Here is a 20067-nt window from a genome sequence, read left to right as displayed (position 1 = left end):
AAAGAAAGATTATATTATAGAATATCAATATCTATGGGAATAAGACGATTCCTATGTTTGAAAATTTAAGGAGGAATATCAGATGATATCAGCAGGAGATTTTAAAAACGGCATTACGCTGGAGATCGAAGGCAATATTATGCAGATTATCGAGTTCCAGCATGTAAAACCAGGAAAAGGTGCTGCTTTCGTTCGTACAAAGTTAAAAAATGTAATCAACGGAGGGGTAGTGGAAAAAACCTTCCGCCCCACAGAAAAATTCCCACAGGCGCGCATTGACCGGGTGGATATGCAGTATCTGTATTCAGACGGGGATCTGTTCCATTTCATGAATGTGGAGACTTACGACCAGATCGCTCTGAATGAGGATGCTATAGGGGATGCTCTGAAGTTTGTTAAGGAGAACGAGATGGTGAAAGTATGTTCCCACAACGGAAACGTATTTGCAGTTGAGCCGCCTTTGTTCGTAGAGCTGGAGATCACTGAGACGGAGCCGGGCTTCAAGGGGGATACCGCCCAGGGAGCAACCAAGCCTGCCACTGTGGAGACAGGTGCTACCGTGTATGTTCCTCTGTTTGTGAGCACAGGAGATAAGATCAAGATTGATACAAGAACTGGGGAATATCTCTCCAGGGTATAAGATGCATATGATTCCAGGCTTTTGGAGCCTGGAATTTTTATTTTTTAGGAAGATACCTTATGTGAAACAAAAAAACCAAATTTGTCTAAGTTATGATTGCCTGTGATACATAAGTATGATAAAATTATAAAAAGAATCTGACTCAAGAAGGGAGAAACGAATGAAAGAGAAATCAAGAATTTTAAGCAAACTGATGGGGCTCGCTGTAATTGCCTGCGTTATGGCAATGCTGTTCGGAATGACAACATTTGCGGCAAATAAGTATACAAATATGACTGCAAAAAAAGTATATACGAACTTTGACCAGGACAATTCAATTACACATTACTACAAGATTAAGGTAAAGTCCTCCGGACTGCTTGCATTTTCCGGGTATGGACAGTACAGTACGGCTTATAGCACTTACACAAGAGGACTGACGGTTAAACTTTGCAACTCCAGAGGAAAAGAACTGGATTCCACTTATGTGAATGCCTATTCAGATTACTCCAGTTCAGCATTCTATGGGGTGAACAAAGGGACCTATATGCTGAAGGTGCAAACACCTGATGCTTTTGTGCTAACGTATGATTTTAAAGCTTTCAAAGAAAAGAGCGGTACTTCTTTAAAGAAGGCAGTATCACTTAAGAAAAAGAAGAAAACGTATGGCGTGATGGGGATTGGTGAATCCGGAAAGAAAGTGGATTACTACAAGATAACTTTAAAAAAGCCTGCAAAGATTTATCTGGATATACAGGGCGCTTCAAGTGGTTCCATTTCCGTTAAGGTGACGCCTGCTAAAGGGATAAAACTTACAGGATATGCCTATGAGTCTGTGTACAATAATTCCAGAACCATGAAACTGCAGACCACAAAAGGAGGCAAGCTTCCGAAAGGAACTTACTACATAAGAGTTTACCGGACATCCAAGAGTTCTAAAGTAAATGGTTATTATGCACTGAAATGGAGAAAATAGACAGACAGGTCAAGTACTGTTTGACAAATTTTTGCAATTTACGATACTTAACTTAAACAGAAAGGTTTTCAAAGGCGAAAGTGTTTTTGGGACCTTTCTGCTTTTTTATAAAAACAAGGAGGAATTTGAAATGAAAACAGAGAGAATTGAAAACATGTGCGGAGGCAAGGGGCATGTCACCATTAAACATCTCTTAGAAGAAAAAGAGCTCAACGGCAAATGTGGACTTTACGCGGAGGTAACCATTGAACCAGGCTGCTCTCTGGGATACCATGAGCACCACGGGGAGAGCGAAACCTACTATATTCTTTCCGGTGAGGGTGACTATGATGACAACGGTGTAGTAGGGCCGGTGAAAGCAGGGGATGTGACCTTTACTCCAGATAATCATGGACATGGACTTGTCAATACTGGTGAGACAGATTTGATATTTATGGCATTGATTATTTTTGACTAGGGGCAAATACGTTTTTGGCAATCATATTTTTGTACAAGCTTATAAAAGGCAGTTCCTGCTCTGAGGAATTGCCTTTCTTCTATCATTTACGAAATGGGGTTTTGCCCCCTTGCTTCATTTTCCTGCAGTCTGTACAGTAAGAGTAAAGGCTTACTCAGTAGTTTTTTATAAATGTACTTGCAAAACGCACTATAATGTGATATGATAAGTGATATAAAAATCTAATAAGAAACATAATTATCTGGTGCATTCGCACTACAAATCCAACCTAAAAAACTAAATACAGAGAAAGAAGGGATGTTTTGAAGTACGAAGAGTTTGTTAGCAATTTAAAAACAAAAGTACAGCAGCAGGCAGGGAAGTCGGTGCGTGTAGAACTTCGCCGAGTGACAAAAAACAATGGGATAGAGATGGACGGACTCTCTATCATTGAGGAAAACAGGCGTATCTCTCCCATGATCTACGTAGGGGACTATTTCAAATCATATGAGGAAGGGGCATCGCTTCCGGAACTTGCCGCAGAAATTCTGAAGGTCTATGAAAAGACAAAGGTACATGTCCCCATAGATCCGGAGTTTTATACAGATTTTAAAAAAGTGCAGGACAGGATTGTCTGTAAGCTGGTCAACTATGAAAAGAACAGGGAGCTTCTGAAACGGGTTCCCCATCTTCCCTGCCTGGACCTGGCTGTGGTGTATTACTGTATGCTGGACAATCCACAGTTGGGGAACGGCATGATCCTGATTTACAACAGCCATCTGGAAATGTGGAATGTGAGCCAGGAGGAAATATTTGAAAGAGGGAGAAATAATACGCAGAAGCTTTTGCCCTATGAATTTCAGGGGATGGGAGAGCTTTTAAAGGATGGCTTTACAGAGGAAGAGCTGGTGTTTAAGGAGGATGCAGTGCAAGAGCAGGTTCCCATGTTTGTGCTGTCCAATGTGAAAAAATATTTGGGAGCTGCCTGTATTTTGTACGACAGCATTTTAGCAGAGATAGGAGATCGGATTCAGGACGACTTCTTTGTACTGCCCAGCAGCGTCCATGAGGTGATTATTGTGCCGGCATCCTCAGGTGCCGGACAGGAAGATTTGGAGGCCATGGTAAGGGAAATTAACACCACGCAGGTACTCCCGGAGGAAATTCTTTCGGACCGAGTATATTATTATGAAAGAAAAAGTCATAGATTGAGCTTATAGAGGTAACAGTTCAGGCAGGCGTGCGTATTTACTGCGCATACCGTAAGAACGTGATTCAAAAGTGCATAAGATAGGCAAATTTTCGTTTTATTTGACTTTTAAATTGGATTGTGGTATCATAACTGTGTTGTTTATCCCAAAAAGTATTGTTTGTGGGAGTAATGACAAAGGACATATTTGTCTGAAGGCCTGAAGTGGGACGCACTGATCGATTACAGGCCTCTGGAAAAGAGACAGGCACTTGTAGCTCAGGGGATAGAGCAACGGTTTCCGGTACCGTGTGTCGGGGGTTCGAATCCCTCCAGGTGCGCTCTTTTTATATACGAAAGTATTTCAGACAGATAGTAAAAATGGAGGTAAGCATAGTGGATAATTTTAGAGAGTGGCTATCTGATAATCTAAGATATATCTTACTGGGTTTAGCTGTCATTCTAATCATTGTAGTGGCTGTCTTTGCAGTGAAGCTGATCGGCAACATGGGTGAGAAAACTCCCGATAAGGGAAGTGAAAGCAGTTCGCAGCCTGCCGTAGTGGTGGATACAGAAACGCAAAGTGAGTCAGAGACCTCAAGTCCTCTGGTGCAGAATGACGCTGCAATATTAGATTTGGTGCAGAGATATTATACTGCAGTAGTCAGCAAAGACATCGACACCTTAAAGCAGATTGTAGAGTCTTTGGATGAAGATGCCCAGCAGGCAATTTTTGATAACAATTTTGTAGAAAGCTATAACAATATGACTGTCTATTCGAAGAATGGACCTGTCGAGGGCTCATATGTAGTCTATGCTTGTTATGATGGTAAGATCATAGATGTGGATACCATGGCTCCAAGCTTGAGTCTGCTATATATTTGTACAAATGATGATGGCAGCTTGTATGTGGCAGATCCACATAGCGATGAGCAGGTGGAGGCGTTTATTAATAAGACTTCCGCGGAACCTGATGTGGCTGCACTTCTTGCAGATGTAGAGAAGCGATATGCTGAAGCGGAAGAATCCGATCCAAACCTGAAGAGTACAATGAAGGCTTTGGGTGCTTCTGAAACAGAGGCGGTACTTCCCAATAGCGACGAGGCAGGTGTGGAAGCCAATAAGAAGGTGGCAGCCACGGATGTGTGTTATGTAAGATCCGATTCCGTGGAGACGGCTGACCCACTCGGTATGCTGGCTGTGGGAGAGACAGTGACACGCATTAAAAAGCTGGACAACGGCTGGTCCGAGGTTCGCTATGGTGATGCAGTTGGATATGTAAAGAGTGATTATTTGACAGAGGATCTCTCCTCTGTACAGAATTCCGGAGAATAAAAGTTTGAGAAATTGATAGAACCAGGTCATGATCATTGACCTGGTTCATTCTTATTCCTGTAAATCTCTGCCGTGCAGGAAAGAACGCCCTATTCCCATGCATAAAAATTACATTTCTCCACATGCTAAGAAAAAGTATGCAGGAGGTAAGGCGATGTTGTCCCAATCGGAACAGAACGTGTTGGAGGAGATCAGCCAGGGGAGCAGATCAGCCCTTCTGGACATTCACACTGTGATCAGCAAAGTGTACGACGATGAGCTGGCCCTGGATTTAAACCGCCAGGCAGCCAAGTATTCCAGATTGCAGGAAAAGGCAGAGGATAAGCTCTTGGAGACAGGTGTTATGCCAGAGCCCATCAGTATTGTGGACAGGACAAAGCGGTGGGCATCCATACAGGCGGGCACTGCCCTGAATGTGAGTACAGAGCATGTGGCGGACATGATGGTTAAGGAAAACGCCCGACGGCTGCGCCATCTCATGTCCACAGTGAAGGAGAATGATGTGATTGGCCGTATGGCCTATGAGATCGCAGAGGAATTCATGGATTTCGAGGAGGAGAATATCAGGATTCTGAAATCATATATATAGTTCGTTTGCAAGGCGGTTCCGAGGGATAAAAGTTCTCAGGGACCGCTGTTTTTCTCTGATGTGGTTCCTCAGGCTTATGGTAGCCGAAAGTGTATTTTTGTGTTATACTCTATGGGAATAATTGAGAAATGCAGACATGGAGGAAGGATAGCACGATGAGCAACCGGATGCAGCAGGAGTTTGCACATAGGGATGGAAACAGCCAAGTGCGGTTAAATAAATATTTGAGTGAAGCGGGTGTCTGTTCCAGGCGTGAGGCAGACCGGTTGATAGAGTCAGGTAAGGTGACAGTGGACGGCGGGACGGCTGTGACTGGTATGAAGATATTGCCGGGGCAGGATATCCGAGTCCAGGGGCAGCCTTTGAGCCGGGAGAAGGAGATGGTTCTGCTGGCAGTGAATAAGCCGGTGGGTGTGGTGTGCACTACGGACAAACGGTGGGGGGATGAAACGGTGGAGGAGATGCTTTCCTATCCAAAGAGGGTCTTTCCGATTGGCAGGCTGGACAAGGACTCAGAGGGACTTCTGCTTGTGACGAACAACGGGGAGATTTTAAATAAAATTATGCGCGCTGGAAATTACCACGAGAAAGAGTATGAGGTGACGGTGGACAGGCCGGTGACCGATGCGTTTTTAAAACGGATGGCAGAGGGGAAGATTCCTGTCGCGGGACAGTTCACCCGACCCTGCCGTGTGGAAAAGCTGGGCAGGGACCGGTTCCGGATCATTCTGACTCAGGGACTGAACCGGCAGATACGGCGCATGTGTGAATACTGCGGCTGCCGTGTGGTGAAACTGAAAAGAGTGAGAATCATGAATGTCCGCCTGGGCGGTTTAAAGCCTGGGAAATGGAGAAGCCTTACGGATCAGGAGATAGAGGAACTGTATGAAATGATGAAGGGTTCCAGCAGTGATTCCAGATATAAAAAGCGGTGATGGAGGAAGAAATGGATATAGAGCTTCAGAGAATGAGAGACTTGACAGAAATACTTACAAAAGCGGGAAAGGCTTACTATCAGGAAGACAGGGAGCTGATCAGCAATCTGGAGTATGACAGGCTTTATGATGAGCTTACACAGCTGGAGAAAAAGACAGGTGTAGTCTTGGCGGGCAGTCCCACAACTGCAGTGGGGTATGAGTCCGTGGATGAGCTTCCCAAAGAACGCCATGCCAGTCCCATGCTGTCCCTGGACAAGACCAAGGATGTGGATGTACTGAAAGATTTTGTTGGAGAACAAAAGGCGCTGTTGTCGTGGAAACTGGACGGTCTGACCGTAGTGCTTACCTACAGCGGCGGTGCACTGGCCAAAGCAGTTACCAGGGGAAACGGGGAAGTGGGAGAGGTGGTCACCAACAACGCCAGAGTGTTCCAAAACATCCCACTCTCCATCCCCTATGAGGGGGATTTGGTTCTCAGAGGAGAGGCAGTGATTTCCTACAGTGATTTTAAAAAAATCAATGAGGAGATTGAGGACGTAGATGCCAAGTATAAGAATCCCAGAAACCTGTGCAGTGGTTCTGTACGCCAGCTTAACAACGAGATCACAGCCAAGAGAAGGGTTCGGTTCTATGCTTTTTCCCTGGTACAGGCAGAAGGCGTGGAGTTCCAGAATTCCAGGAAGGCTCAGTTTGAGTGGCTGAAAAGTCAGGGATTTGCGGTTGTGGAGTATCGGGAGGTTACCGCGGACAATCTGGAGGAAACTGTGGCCTGGTTTGCAAATGCGGTTAAGAAGAATGACATCCCCTCCGATGGCCTGGTAGCGCTTTATGACGATATCGAATACGGACGTTCACTTGGCAATACCGCAAAGTTTCCCAGAGACTCTTTTGCATTTAAGTGGGCGGACGAGATCAGGGATACACATCTGCTGGAGATTGAGTGGAGTCCCTCCAGGACAGGGCTTATTAACCCTGTCGCGATCTTTGAGCCTGTTGAACTGGAGGGGACAACCGTGAGCAGGGCAAGTGTCCACAATTTAAGCATAATGAAATCTCTAGAGCTTGGGATCGGGGACAATATACAAGTTTACAAGGCCAACATGATTATTCCTCAGATCGCGGAGAATCTGACCAGGAGCAACAGCGTAAAGGTTCCGGAGCACTGTCCCGTCTGCGGGGGACCTACACAGATCCAGGCTGTGAACGATGTGGAAACCCTTGTGTGCATAAACAGCGAATGCCAGGCCAAACGGATCAAATCATTTACCCTGTTCGTCAGTAGAAATGCTATAAACATTGAGGGGCTTTCAGAGGCCACATTGGAAAAGTTTATTGCCAGAGGATTTATCAGGGAGTTTGCAGACATCTTTCACCTGAGCCAGCACAGGGAGGAAATCGTTTCCATGGAGGGATTTGGTGAAAAGTCCTATGAAAACCTTGCGGCCAGTATTGAGAAATCCAGAAATACCACACAGCCTAGACTTCTCTACAGCCTGGGAATTCCCAATATTGGTGTGGCCAACGCCAAGATGATCTGCAAAGCATTTGACTATGATCTTGTAAAAATCAGAAGCGCGGATGCGGAGGAGCTGGCAGCAGTGGACGGTATCGGACCCATTATCGGAAAGACGGTGGCGGACTATTTTGCATCGAAAAAGAATGCGGACGCGTTGGACCGGCTGCTTTCGGAGCTGAGTATAGAGATTCCGAAGACAGAGGGAGTCAAACCGATCTTTGAGGGTATGAACTTTGTCATTACCGGAAGTGTGAACCACTTTGCCAACAGAAATGCGGTAAAGGCAGCGATTGAGGAGAGGGGTGGAAGAGTAACAGGATCTGTGACTTCCAAGACTAATTATCTGATCAACAATGACACAGCCTCTGGCTCATCAAAAAATAAAAAAGCGAAAGAGCTGGGAGTGCCAATTATATCTGAAGATAAATTTATAGAAATGCTGGGGTAAGTTATGTACGAAGAGAAAAAACAAAAAATCAGGCAGAAGCTGGATGAGAGCCAGACACTGGAAAAAGGGCGTAAGGGATTTTTCGGAATTCTCTTTGGGAGGACAGTTGTGGTGATTGTTCTTCTGCTTTTGCAGATAGCTCTGCTGTTTGTGGGATACGGATTGTTAAATGAGTATGTTTACTTTTTGAATACGGTTCTGACTGTTTTGGGAATCCTTTTGGTGGTTCATATCATAAACAAGTCAGGTGATCCGGGTTTTAAACTTGTGTGGATCATACTGATCTTGGCTTCCCCGGTATTCGGAGCCCTCCTCTACCTGTTTGTGGAGCTGCAGCCTGGTACTAAATGGATAAACCGGAAGCTGCAGACCATGCATGCCACCACGAAGCCTTATTGGACTCAGAGTGAGGTGGTCGCCCTGAATCTGGAGAGAGAGAGCAACGAGGTGGGCAATCTGGCCAGATATGTCTATAAGAGCGGAGGATTTCCTACTTATCAAAACTCATCCGTCAAATATTTTCCCTGTGGGAAGGATAAATTCGCTGATCTTTTAACGGAGCTGGGGGCAGCTAGAAATTTTATATTTATGGAGTATTTTATTGTATCCAAAGGATATATGTGGGATACAATTCTGGAGGTTTTAAAAAGAAAAGTGAGTGAGGGAGTGGAGGTACGTTTCATGTATGACGGCATGTGCTCTCTGGCTATGATGCCCTTCAAATACCCCAAAAAGCTTGAGGCTATGGGAATTAAGTGTCATATGTTTTCCCCGGTATATCCGGCACTTTCCACTCACCAAAACAACAGAGACCACCGGAAGATAGTGGTGATCGACGGCCATACAGCCTTTACCGGGGGGATTAATCTGGCGGATGAGTACATTGACCGCAAGGAGCGTTTTGGATACTGGAAGGATACGGCTGTGATGATCAAAGGGGACTCAGTGAAGAGCTTTACACTTATGTTTCTGGAGATGTGGAATGTGGAAAAAGACTCCAAAAAGGAGAACTTCGACCGGTATCTGAATGTGCCTCAGACCAGGCTGCCCCAGCCGGGAGACGGGTTTGTGATGCCTTACGGGGACAGCCCTCTGGATGGAGAGCTGGTGGGGGAGCAGGTATATATGGATATCTTGTATACTGCAAAAAAATATGTACATATCATGACACCCTATCTGATCCCTGATCATGATATGATCACTGCCCTCACATACGCAGCCAAGAGAGGGGTGGAGGTTATTATTATCATGCCCCATATTCCGGATAAATGGTACGCTTTTGTACTGGCTAAGACCTATTATAATGAGCTGCTGGATGCCGGAGTACAGATTTACGAGTTCATTCCTGGCTTTGTACATGCGAAAGTGTTCACATCCGATGACAGGAAAGCAGTGGTGGGAACCATAAACCTGGATTACCGCAGCCTTTATCTGCATTTTGAGTGTGCAGCCTATATGTACAAAAATTCGGAGATTCCCAAAATTGAGAAAGACTTCCAGGATACGCTCAGGCAGTGTCAGCAAATGAGCCAGGAGGATTACAAGAAGCAGCCCCTGTTTAACCGGATAGCAGGCAAAGTATTGCGGCTGTTTGCTCCTCTGATGTAGCAAAATATCTAGGTGCCGCTGATCACGGATGGAACCGTAACGTCCATGTTAAGCGGACAGATGTACTGTGAAATTAGACTTTCGAAATACGCCGACTGTGTGATATACTGTATAAATCACAATGACTTGGCATCTGTGGATTTACAGTAAATGGAAAAGGGAAGGTGAGAGTATGCCTATTAAGGTTCAGGCGGAACTGCCCGCAAAAGAAATTCTGGAGAGAGAGAATATATTTGTCATGGATGAGAACCGGGCTGTCCATCAGGATATACGCCCGATTCAGATTCTGATTTTAAACTTGATGCCCCTGAAGGAGGAGACAGAGCTTCAGCTGCTGCGATCCCTGTCCAACACACCACTGCAGGTGGATGTGACTTTCATGACCATGAGCAGCCATGAGTCGAAAAATACTTCCACCAGCCATCTCAATAAGTTTTATTTGACTTTTGACCAGATAAAGGACAAAAAGTTTGACGGCATGATTATCACAGGAGCACCTGTGGAGAACATGGAGTTTGAGGAAGTGGATTACTGGGAGGAATTGGTGACCATTATGAACTGGAGCGACCAAAACGTTACCTCCACCATTTATCTGTGCTGGGCTGCTCAGGCGGGACTCTATCATCACTACGGACTGCAAAAGAAAGCCCTGCCTGAGAAGATGTTCGGACTTTTCTGGCATAGGGTGCTGAATCGAAAAATTCCTCTGGTAAGAGGGTTTGACGATGTGTTCTTAGCGCCCCACTCCAGACATACGGAAGTCCCCCTGGAGGATATCAGGGCGTGCGAGAGCATCACCATACTTGCGGAGTCTGAAGAGGCGGGATTCTTTCTGGGTATGGCCAAGGGCGGAAGGCAGATATTTGTCATGGGCCACCCGGAATACGACCGGATTACCCTGGACGGGGAATATAGAAGGGATACGGAAAAGGGAATGGACATTCAGCTTCCCAAGAATTATTATAAGGATAATGATTGCAGCAACAAGCCGCTGTTGATGTGGAGGGCCCACGCCAACAATTTGTATACTAACTGGCTGAATTATTACGTATATCAGGTGACGCCTTATGACATGGCGGGAACACCTTTCTAAAGTTTACAGGCAGCATCTGATTTTGGTCAGTATGCTGCCTGTAAACTTTTTGGAGAAGCACGTTCTTTGCTATCCGCCTTAAAAATGATTGTTACCATCTTTTGTATGCGTTAAAATGTCTTCTGGATTGCACTCCAGTATATTGCACAACACATCAATGGTATGTAAGGTTACATTTTCGTTCTTCTTCAGCCGATCCAGCTGTCCTCTGCTCAATCCGAAGCAATTAATCAATTTGTATTGACTAATTTCTCGCTCCTTCAGTAGATCCCATATTTTATTGTACCTTATCATTTTTATTCTCACTTTATCTTTTGTACTTTTGCGTCTGCTTTGTCTTTTGTCTGTTTTTATTATTACAAATAAAAAGATAATTGTGTATTGCCTATATAATGGCAATGTTACAGCGGAATAAAAAGAAGCAGTGAGTAACGGGGTCTGTTAAAGAACAGGGAGGGTCAAGGTGCTGATAAAGGTCTCCTCTTCCTGCGAAAAACGGAAATCGCCTCCGTGTTCCCGCATGATTTTCTCACAGGTCTTGATGCCGATCCCGGTGCTCTCCACATTGTCACGAAGGAGAGAAGGGATGTTGTGAAACCGGAGGAGGAACTTCCCGGCTCCTTCGTGCGCCTCCACTTTCACAGGAAAGGAGGGGTCTGCGTATTTTTTAATGTTGGACAAAAGATTGTCCAGCACTCTCTGTATAAATTCAATGTCAATCAGGCAGGTTTTGGAGAAAACCTCCTGGTCAAAGTTATTCTGCACCTCAAAACCGGAATTTTCCAGATCAAACAGCTGATTGTCCGCAAGGCTGTCCAGGAGCACATTGGTGGGAATGGGTTCCTTGTTATAGGAGTCCTCTGTCTTTTCAGACACAATAAAATACTCAAACAGTTTGTCGGACAGGTCCTTGATCTGATAGGATTTCTGAATCGATGTCTCCAAAAAATGGGTGAGCTGTTCCTCATCCTTGTACCGGTGCAGTCGCAGCAGCTCTAAATACCCGATCAGGGATGTGAGGGGGGTGCGGATGTCGTGGGAGAGGGCGGTGACCAGTTTCTGGTTAGCGTCCCGGTTGTAATTTTCTCTCTCTTGCTTCCTGAGGATAGATACGCGCATCTTATTGATGCCATTGGCCAAGAGGTAAAGCTCATCATTGCCCTTCTCAAACACTTCGTATTCCAGATTTCCGCCCTCCAAAATATATAGATCGTCTGACAGATGGTGTATGTATTTCACTTTCTTCTGTATGAAGAGAAGAAATAGAATCAAAAATACAACAATCCCAATGGTGAGGGCAGCATTGTGCACCAGTGAATAATAGGTGTAATAGCCATAATAATAAAAAGCTGCCTTCATCTCTTTAGAGTCTGTCAGAGTAACAGTGTAGCTTCGCATGCCCTCCAGCAGATATTCATCCGGATACATGTTCAGGGAATAATCTATCATCGTATCCTGGGCGGAGTCGGTGGCGGAAGAAGTGTCGTAAATGGTTTCACCCTCTGAATCCAGCATGAGCTGATGATTGTAATAGAGTGTCAGTGTGGATTTTTGCTCTGAGGCCCAGTCCTTCAGCAGCTGAATGTTTTGTGAGCGAATGGATTCCTGGTCAATGTATTTCTGAAGCTCTGTTTGAAGCTTTTTTTCTTTATAGAGCATGAAGTCATCGCTGTTATATTTATTGTCCAAATAGTTATAACCAATATCCTGGGAGACATGATAGGAGAAATAGGCAAAGACCAGTGAAAATATTACAGAAAAGAGCAGTTCCATAGCAAGGCTTTTTGTCAGCAGTTTTTTTATTTTAGACAATGCGGTACCCCCTTCCCCATACGTTCTGGATATACCTTGGGTTTTGTACATCCGGCTCCAATTTTTTGCGTATATTTCGAATGTGTACCGTGACCGTGTTGTTGGAGGTGGAGAAATATGGCTCATTCCACACGCTCTCATAGATATTTTGGACAGAGAAGATTTTATTCCGGTTGGTGGCCAGCAAATGGAAAATCTGATATTCAATATCCGTCAAAAAGATTTCTTCGTCATCTCTCAAAATTTGATGGGTATCCGTATCAATGCTCAGATTTTGAATATGTATACAGGGGTCCTGGGAGGAGCTGGATTGGTTGTAGACGTGGTAGCGGCGGATCAGAGCCTTGACTCTGGAGAGCAGTTCCGTGTAGGAAAAAGGTTTGCTCAGATAGTCGTCTCCCCCCACGGAAAATCGAGTGTGTGAAGAAAAGTCTGTAAATACAGTTCTTCTATGATAAGTTTGAGCTGGTAAGTTAAGGAATTAGCTTCCAGCTCTTGTTTTATATATACTTTAGATATCCTTGCATGTCAAGAGAAGGCGAGTGATTCCCGCCTTTTTCAGGACTGTACTTCTTATTCTGGCAGTCGGTCCGAATACATGATACTCAGTTCCCCATAGACCTGAGCCCAGTTCCGAATTGTTGTTGTCCAACGCTTCGTGGCTTCAAATGTGGACAGATAAAGTGCTTTTAACAGAGCGGTATCGCTCGGAAATACACTTCTCTGACGATTCAGCTTGCGATAGGTGCCGTTCAGGCTTTCAATCGCATTCGTCGTGTAAATGACCTTTCTAACCTGTGAAGAAAACTTAAAAATCGGGGATATGGCCTCCAAGTTATCACTCCAGCGTTTCATGGAATTGGGATATTTAGGTGTCCATTTTTCGCTGACCCGTTCCTGGGCTTCCAGCGCTTTCTTCTCATCTGGTGCATGGTAGATGGTTTTAAGGTCTGTTGCAAATGCTTTACGGTCTTTGTCAGGTACGTATTTTAGAGTATTTCTAACCTGATGGACAATGCAACGCTGGTATTCTGTTTTAGGGAATGCAGCAGCAATAGCTTCTTTGATTCCGCTAAGCCCATCGGCACAGATGATGAGGATATCTTTTACTCCACGATTTTTTAGTTCATTCAGCACAGAGAGCCAATACTTAGAACTTTCATTATCTCCGACATTGATTGTCAGAACTTCCTTCTTTCCTTCTGTGTTGATCCCAAGAATAACGTATGCGGCTAATTTTCGAATCACGCCATTATCCCGGACAGAATAATGAATGGCATCTATGTACAGGATTGGATAAATCTCATCCAATGGACGGTTCTGCCAGTCTTCAATCTGTGGAAGAATCTTATCTGTTACATCTGAAATAAATCCTTCTGATGCTTCAAAACCATAAATATCCTCCATCGTTTCAGATATTTGTCGGGTAGTCATTCCTTTTGCATACATGGAGATGATTTTCTGATCAATATCAGAGATATCCTTCTGGCGTTTTCTTACAACCTGAGGTTCAAAGGTTGACTTACGATCCTGAGGAACATCGATATCCATGCAGCCATAGCTGCTGTTAACACGTTTGGATTTGTAGCCATTACGATAATCATCACTGTCTGAACGCTCGGATTTTTCGTATCCAAGGTGGTCATCCATTTCAGCTTCCATCATTTCCTTGATGGTTCCGCCAAGTAAATCTTTGAGTGCATCCTGAATATCCTGTGCAGACTCAATGTCATACTCCTCCAAGAGCTGATGGATGATGTTGCGTTTTCCTTCTGTCATTTGTACTCTGTGTACTGGTTTCTTTTCTCTTTTTGCCATAATAAAAGGCCTCCTATGATTTTATTTTATCATAGAAGACCCTTAGAATCTTTATTTACAGAAAAACTTTCACAGACTCGGAAAATCCGATCACCTTATCCGTGTCAGTGGATTTTGCTGTCAAAAAAAGTATGGGAGCCAGATATTCCCTGCGGATATGTGTACAAGCGGTGATGCCCGAACAACCCGGCATCATAACATCCAGTATCACTAGGTCGATAGTATTATCCATTCGCTTGACTGCTTCCTCCCCATTGGCAGCTTCCACGATATCATAGCCTTCGCTTTCCAGCAGAATCCGGATGACTTCCCGGATCGCGCTGTCATCATCTGCGATTAATATTTTTCTCTTTATATTTTCCATACGCCATGCACTCCTAACCTATATTCAAATTTAACTTGCGGGCAAAAGGGCTGTGTGTTTACTTCACAAAAATTTTATCATAAATAGGCTGCCCTTTCTACAGAAAGCATCCAACTTCATAATTCTTCACAAATCTATATGGCATTTCTTTGGATTTTTACTGTATCGTTGCAGGAGTAAAGGAGGACACGATGAAAGCGATGATTCAAGTGAAAAATATACGGAAGGTATACAGGGTGGGAGAAGAAAAAATTGTGGCCCTGAATAATATTAACGTCACCATAGAGGAGGGGGAGGTATGCTGCATTTTCGGCACATCTGGGTCAGGAAAGAGCACTCTGCTAAACTTACTGGCAGGATTGGAGAAACCCACCAGGGGGAGATTATCATCAACCAGACACCTGTGACGGGGATGAATGAAAACCAGATGGCAGCATTCCGGCAGCAGCATTTGGGATTTATCTTTCAGGCCTACAATCTGCTTCCCTACCTGACGGCTGGGGAGAATGTGGCGCTTCCCCTGATGTTTCGGGGAGTAGAAGAGAAAAGCAGGAACCGGCAGGCTGCTCAGATATTGAAAAAGGTGGGGCAGGGGAATAGAATGTCCCATTATCCAACACAGATGTCCGGAGGACAGCAGCAGAGGGTGGGAATTGCCAGAGCGTTTGCGGCACATCCGGAGGTGGTATTTGCCGATGAACCCACAGGAAATCTGGATACAAGGACCACAAAAGAGATCATGGCCATGATGTTGGAAATTGCCAGAAAACACAGGCAGACATTGGTACTCGTGACCCATGACCCTGAGATGGCAGGCTATGCGGACCGGATTGTCAAGCTGATAGACGGGGAGATTGTGGATGACCACAAAGTGAGGAGAACAGATAAAAAGGAACAAATACATAGGAGAACGGAGGAGGAACAGTGAAAAGACGCATACTTATACCGGCAATCTTATTTGTGGTCTCCTGTACAGGGATACAGGGTATCACCGTGAAGGCGGCTCAGGAGCAGGGGAATCCGGTTCAGGCAGCCAGTGAGGAAAACGAGAATGAGAATAAAGAGTCCGGACAGTCCAAGGGAGAGAAGGACAGCACGGACACACCGGGCAAAAATGAGCAGGATCAAAAGGAAAAGGAAACCCAAAAGCCCCAGGATGCGGAAAAAGAGACAGTCAAACAGGTTTTGGAGCCCGTGCTAAAAGTGGGAAGAAGAAAAATGGAGCAAAAGATAATGCCGGGAGATAAATTTCAGGTTATCCTTACTCTGGACAATTCCAGGCAGAGCTATCCGCTGAAAAATGTAGAGATCTCTCTGGAGGGAACAAAGGAGATGGTGCTGCAGGAGTCATCTGCAACCATTTTACCAGGGGATATTTCAGGAGGGAAGACTGTGGAGTGTTCCGTTAAGCTGAAAACAGAGAAAACCGTGTCCTCCTCAGCGCAGACCCTGCGTGTGAAGGTTCGCTACGACTATGACACTCCCTCTGGAATCGTGCACGGGCAGAAGGATGAGCAGATCATTATACCCACAAACACGGGAAAAGAGAAAACAGCACAGCCAAAGGGGGATGGACCAAATACTGGGGGAGGAGAAACCGATGGGGGAAGTTATGGGGGAGGCGGCGACAGCCCCTCGGATGGTGGAGACATAAAGGAGATAGACGTTCCCACTCCGAATGTTATTATCAGCAAGTTTGAGTATGGAAAAAAGGTCACAGCGGGCAAGGATTTTACATTGAAGCTGGAGTTGAAAAATACCAGTTGCGGTACTGCGGTGGAGAATATGATCCTATCCCTGGATCTAGGGGAAGCGCTTTCCCTGGCTGACGGGACGAACACCTTCTACATAGACAAAATACCTGCGGGGGGTTCTGTGACAGAGGTGATTTCCCTGAAAGCCCTGGCCAACGGAAAACCCGAGGATGCAAAGATCGATCTGAATTTAAAGTATGAATATGTTGTGAAAAAGACGCGAAGCCAGGCAACCGCGTCCCAAAAGCTGGGTCTGCCCTTCTCACAGCCGGACCGTTTTCTGATAAGCGAGGCAAAGCCGGACGGAGAAGTTCACCAGGACTCGGAAGCGACCATCAGCCTGCCATATGTGAATAAAGGAAAGGGTACCATTTCAAATGTGGAAGCCAAGTTGGAGACGGGGATGGAAGCTGAGGAGCGTTATAAGTATTTGGGGAATTTTGAATCCGGTGCCAGCGGAACCATTGATTTTCTGGTGACACCCCATGAGTTGGGAAAGCAGACAGCCATTGTCACCATCACATACGAGGACTCTGACGGAAAACAGCAGCAGATTGAAAAAAAGGTGGAACTGGAGGCGCTGGAGCCATCGGATGAGTATGCCATGGGAGGCAATATGATGGGAATACAGGGGGAGGGAATGGACTATGGAGCACAAGGGGAGGTTGAAAACAGCCAAAATCCGGGTGTATGGGGCTGGGCAGCGGCAGCCATTGGAATCATTGCCATTGTCCTGGGAGGCTTCTTTTGGCACAGGAAGAGAAAGTCAGCAAGAGAGACAAAGTTATTGGAAGAACTGGAGGATGACTTTTAGATGAGAACAAAAGATCTGATTAGAATGTGTCTTCAAAATTTAAAGAGAAGGAAAGGGAGAACCCTGCTCACTGTTTCAGGAGTAGTCATCGGGTGCTGTTCCATTGTGATCATGATTTCGATTGGGCTTGGAATGAAGGAGTCTCAGGAAAGGATGCTTCAGGAGATGGGGGATTTGTCCACCATTACCGTTCTGCCTGCCGGCGGCAGCCAGAAAGACAGGGCAAAACTGGACGCCGCAATGGTGGAAGCTGCCTCGGGACTGAAGCATGTGACATTGGCAGCGCCAAAGGCGGGTCTGCCCCTGGATGACTTGCAGATAACAGTGGGAAAGGATGACCGGTATCAGGCAGAGGGCATTACCGTGATCGGGATTCCGGATGAAGCTTTCGAAAAAATCGGATATAAGCTTTTGGAAGGGCGGTTTCCTGGGGACAGAAGTTATGAAGCCATAATAGGAAAAGAATTTGCCTTTGCTTTCCAAGACAAAAAGAAGCCAGAGGGAAAGAATATGGTGGATTTCTGGAGTAACCCGGACGCCAAGCCCTATGTGAATGTATTTCAAGAAAAGGTACAGATTGTAAAAGGGGCAAAAGACAGCGCATCATCCTTTGGAGGGGGAGAACCTGGGGAAGAAAATGGCGGCCAGAGTGCCGCAGAGAGCAAACGTCAGGTACTGGTCCAGCTAAGTATTGTAGGCAAGGTAGAAGATGATTTTGGCAAAGGGGAGGAGACGGTATATGGAATCATCATGCGCCTGGGGGATCTGCAAAGTCTGCAAAAGGAGATTGCCAAAATCTCAGGCAAGAAGGTTTCAAAGGAGTACACGCAGGTGATTATCCAGGTGGATGACATAGGACATGTGGCTCAGGTGGAGGAAACCCTTCAGGGCATGGGGTATCAGACCAGTTCCATGGAGAGCATTCGAAAGCCTATGGAAAAGGAGGCGCGTCAGAAACAACTGATGTTTGGAGGGCTGGGGGCCATCTCCCTGTTAGTGGCAGCCATCGGTATTGCCAATACAATGATAATGTCCATCACGGAAAGGACAAAGGAAATTGGCATTATGAAGTCGCTGGGATGTTATGTGAAAGATATTCGCAGGGAATTCCTGCTGGAGGCGGGAATGATTGGATTGATGGGTGGGACCGTGGGCAGCATCATTAGTATCTGGATTTCCTTTGGTATGAATTTGTCCGCTCAGGAGGGCAGTCCTCTGTCTGTAATTCCGCTGTGGCTCATTGGGTTTGCCATCGTTTTTTCCATTTTCATGGGCATTGCAGCAGGATATTACCCTGCCAACAAGGCTGTGAAGGTGTCTGCGCTGGAGGCCATGAGGTATTAGAGGGAGAAAAGGGCGGCAAGTCTCAAGCTGTGTACCTGCCGCCGTAGCATTAACGAATTATGGTGCCTGACTTGCCCTCCAGGGCCTCCAGAGCGTGTTCCAGATTTGTGATGATGGCCTGTTTGCCCTGGCCTGCTTTTATGAAATCCACGGAGGCTCTTATCTTGGGAAGCATGGCAGTTTCGCCGAACTGTCCCTCCTGGATGTATACCTCCGCCGTATCTGTGTCGAGCAGGTCAAGTGGTCTCGGGGAGGAGGAGGTGTGGTCCAGACACACCTTCTCGTCATTGGTGAGGATCATCAGAATATCAGCTTCCAACAATTCAGCCAGTTTACCGCTGGCGTAATCTTTTTCAATGATGGCGCTGGCGCCTTTAAGCTCACTTCCCTGACGGAGAACCGGAATACCGCCTCCGCCACAGGCAATGACCATCTGTCCGGCATCCACCAGGGCCCTGATGGCATCAATTTCTATGATATCCCTGGGCTTTGGAGCGGCCACAATGCGTCGGAAGCCTTTGCCAGGTTCCTCCACCACATAGTTTCCCTTCTTCTCTTCCTCCTCGGCTTCCTCGGGAGTCATATAGCGTCCGATTATTTTCACCGGCTTGTAAAAAGCTTCATCGTAGGGATCTACCAGGACCTGGGTGAGTACCGTGCTCACCGGCTTGCAGATGCCGCGCTTGAGAAGCGCAGAGCGCAGTGCGTTCTGCAGGTCATAGCCAATATAGCCCTGGCTCATGGCAGAGCAAACAGACATGGGAGCTACCGTGTAGTCCTGATGTGCACGTCCAAATTCATTCATGGCAGTGTGGATCATGCCCACCTGGGGCGCATTGCTGTGTGTAATGATTAACTGGCAGCCTTCCGCTGCCATGTCGGCAAGCACCTCGGCAGACCGCTTCACAGCAACCTTCTGCTCCGGAAATGTAGTGCCCAAAGCTCTGTGTCCCAATGCAATCACAACTTTTCTTTTCATATGTCTACCTCTTTCTATGTCTACTTTTTTATATTCCAAAATTTTTTAAAAAATCTTGTAACTATGCAACAGGTCTGCTGATCTATTGCGCTGACCGTAAGAAAATGATTCAGGAGTGCAAAAATTCCGTCAACGAAGGTGATTTTAAATGGATTTTTGCATGCAATTGTGTAGGTACGGAATAGTTACAATATGTTTTAATTACAACATCATTATTATATAAGTTTGTGATATAAAAAGCAATATGTAAAGGGGAAAACGTTGTTTTGTGCATCTTAAGAGGGTGATCAGTAAGGAGAATATTGCATGTAATGAAGAAGGCAGTGATGGGTGAAATAAAAAGACCAATAGTCTGAAAATAAAAAAATATTCTGAAAATTTATGAATATCGAAAAAATAATCAAATTAATACTTGACAAAACAGCTATATAGAGA

The 20067-nt window shown here is 45.6% G+C and carries 17 protein-coding genes, 1 tRNA gene and 2 pseudogenes; 14 read left to right on the top strand and 6 right to left on the bottom strand.

Going from position 1 to position 20067, the window contains the following annotated elements; all coding sequences use genetic code 11:
- Positions 1-82: 82 nt before the first annotated feature.
- The 11 genes from efp (at position 83) to metA (ending at position 10747) form a co-directional block, all read left to right on the top strand.
- Positions 83-640 (top strand): elongation factor P, encoded by a 558-nt coding sequence (gene efp, locus AC0THY_RS16790; RefSeq protein ID WP_489991740.1) that lies wholly within the window; start codon positions 83-85, stop codon positions 638-640.
- A 160-nt stretch (positions 641-800) separates the two neighbouring features.
- Positions 801-1595, top strand: a complete 795-nt coding sequence (locus tag AC0THY_RS16785; protein ID WP_489991739.1) for a hypothetical protein — start codon at positions 801-803, stop codon at positions 1593-1595.
- A 130-nt stretch (positions 1596-1725) separates the two neighbouring features.
- Positions 1726-2052, top strand: a complete 327-nt coding sequence (locus tag AC0THY_RS16780; protein WP_489991738.1) for a cupin domain-containing protein — start codon at positions 1726-1728, stop codon at positions 2050-2052.
- 302 nt (positions 2053-2354) lie between these two features.
- Positions 2355-3251, top strand: coding sequence for a DUF5688 family protein (locus tag AC0THY_RS16775; protein ID WP_489991737.1), 897 nt, complete (start codon positions 2355-2357; stop codon positions 3249-3251).
- A 237-nt stretch (positions 3252-3488) separates the two neighbouring features.
- Positions 3489-3561 (top strand) — tRNA-Arg (locus tag AC0THY_RS16770).
- A 55-nt stretch (positions 3562-3616) separates the two neighbouring features.
- Entirely contained in the window at positions 3617-4555 is a 939-nt protein-coding gene (locus AC0THY_RS16765; RefSeq protein WP_489991736.1) for an SH3 domain-containing protein, read from the top strand.
- A 154-nt stretch (positions 4556-4709) separates the two neighbouring features.
- Positions 4710-5144, top strand: coding sequence for a hypothetical protein (locus AC0THY_RS16760; protein WP_489991735.1), 435 nt, complete (start codon positions 4710-4712; stop codon positions 5142-5144).
- A gap of 155 nt (positions 5145-5299) precedes the next feature.
- Entirely contained in the window at positions 5300-6079 is a 780-nt protein-coding gene (locus AC0THY_RS16755) for a pseudouridine synthase (protein ID WP_489991734.1), read from the top strand.
- 11 nt (positions 6080-6090) lie between these two features.
- Complete coding sequence (ligA, locus tag AC0THY_RS16750) at positions 6091-8046, top strand: NAD-dependent DNA ligase LigA (protein WP_489991733.1); 1956 nt, start codon at positions 6091-6093, stop codon at positions 8044-8046.
- Between the two features lie 3 nt (positions 8047-8049).
- Entirely contained in the window at positions 8050-9654 is a 1605-nt protein-coding gene (cls, locus tag AC0THY_RS16745) for a cardiolipin synthase (RefSeq protein WP_489991732.1), read from the top strand.
- Between the two features lie 172 nt (positions 9655-9826).
- Positions 9827-10747 carry a homoserine O-acetyltransferase MetA gene (gene metA, locus AC0THY_RS16740; protein ID WP_489991731.1) on the top strand — a complete coding sequence of 307 codons (921 nt, stop codon included), beginning with the start codon at positions 9827-9829 and terminating at the stop codon, positions 10745-10747.
- Between the two features lie 78 nt (positions 10748-10825).
- On the opposite strand, the gene AC0THY_RS16735 is transcribed toward metA, so the two are convergent.
- From AC0THY_RS16735 to AC0THY_RS16715, 5 genes and pseudogenes are all read right to left on the bottom strand, one after another.
- On the bottom strand, positions 10826-11041 hold the full coding sequence (locus AC0THY_RS16735; protein ID WP_489991730.1) for a helix-turn-helix domain-containing protein: 216 nt from the start codon (positions 11039-11041) through the stop codon (positions 10826-10828).
- Between the two features lie 147 nt (positions 11042-11188).
- Complete coding sequence (locus tag AC0THY_RS16730) at positions 11189-12559, bottom strand: HAMP domain-containing sensor histidine kinase (protein WP_489991729.1); 1371 nt, start codon at positions 12557-12559, stop codon at positions 11189-11191.
- Positions 12552-12971, bottom strand: a pseudogene (locus AC0THY_RS16725) (response regulator transcription factor); the annotation flags it as partial. The pseudogene AC0THY_RS16725 and the gene AC0THY_RS16730, both read right to left, overlap by 8 nt.
- Positions 12972-13132: 161 nt before the next feature.
- Positions 13133-14338 (bottom strand): IS256 family transposase, encoded by a 1206-nt coding sequence (locus AC0THY_RS16720; RefSeq protein ID WP_489994182.1) that lies wholly within the window; start codon positions 14336-14338, stop codon positions 13133-13135.
- 94 nt (positions 14339-14432) lie between these two features.
- Complete coding sequence (locus AC0THY_RS16715; protein WP_489991728.1) at positions 14433-14741, bottom strand: response regulator; 309 nt, start codon at positions 14739-14741, stop codon at positions 14433-14435.
- Positions 14742-14932: 191 nt separating this feature from the next.
- Here AC0THY_RS16715 and AC0THY_RS16710 point away from each other — a divergent pair.
- The 3 genes and pseudogenes from AC0THY_RS16710 to AC0THY_RS16700 all read left to right on the top strand — a co-directional run bounded on the left by AC0THY_RS16710 (position 14933) and on the right by AC0THY_RS16700 (position 18653).
- Positions 14933-15669, top strand: a pseudogene (locus tag AC0THY_RS16710) (ABC transporter ATP-binding protein).
- Positions 15666-17309, top strand: coding sequence for a COG1361 S-layer family protein (locus tag AC0THY_RS16705; protein ID WP_489991727.1), 1644 nt, complete (start codon positions 15666-15668; stop codon positions 17307-17309). The pseudogene AC0THY_RS16710 and the gene AC0THY_RS16705 overlap by 4 nt, the downstream one beginning before the upstream one ends.
- Positions 17310-18653, top strand: a complete 1344-nt coding sequence (locus AC0THY_RS16700) for an ABC transporter permease (protein ID WP_489991726.1) — start codon at positions 17310-17312, stop codon at positions 18651-18653.
- Positions 18654-18702: 49 nt separating this feature from the next.
- Here AC0THY_RS16700 and arcC read toward each other — a convergent pair whose 3' ends face one another.
- The gene (gene arcC / locus AC0THY_RS16695) at positions 18703-19632 is read right to left on the bottom strand and encodes a carbamate kinase (protein ID WP_489991725.1); all 930 of its coding nucleotides are present in this window, start codon (positions 19630-19632) and stop codon (positions 18703-18705) included.
- Between the last annotated feature and the right edge of the window lie 435 nt (positions 19633-20067).

The sequence above is a fragment of the Ruminococcus sp. 8Y-12 genome, from assembly GCF_058119865.1.
Note: the sequence above shows the minus strand (reverse complement) of the source record. Positions and strands in the feature narration are given on the sequence as shown.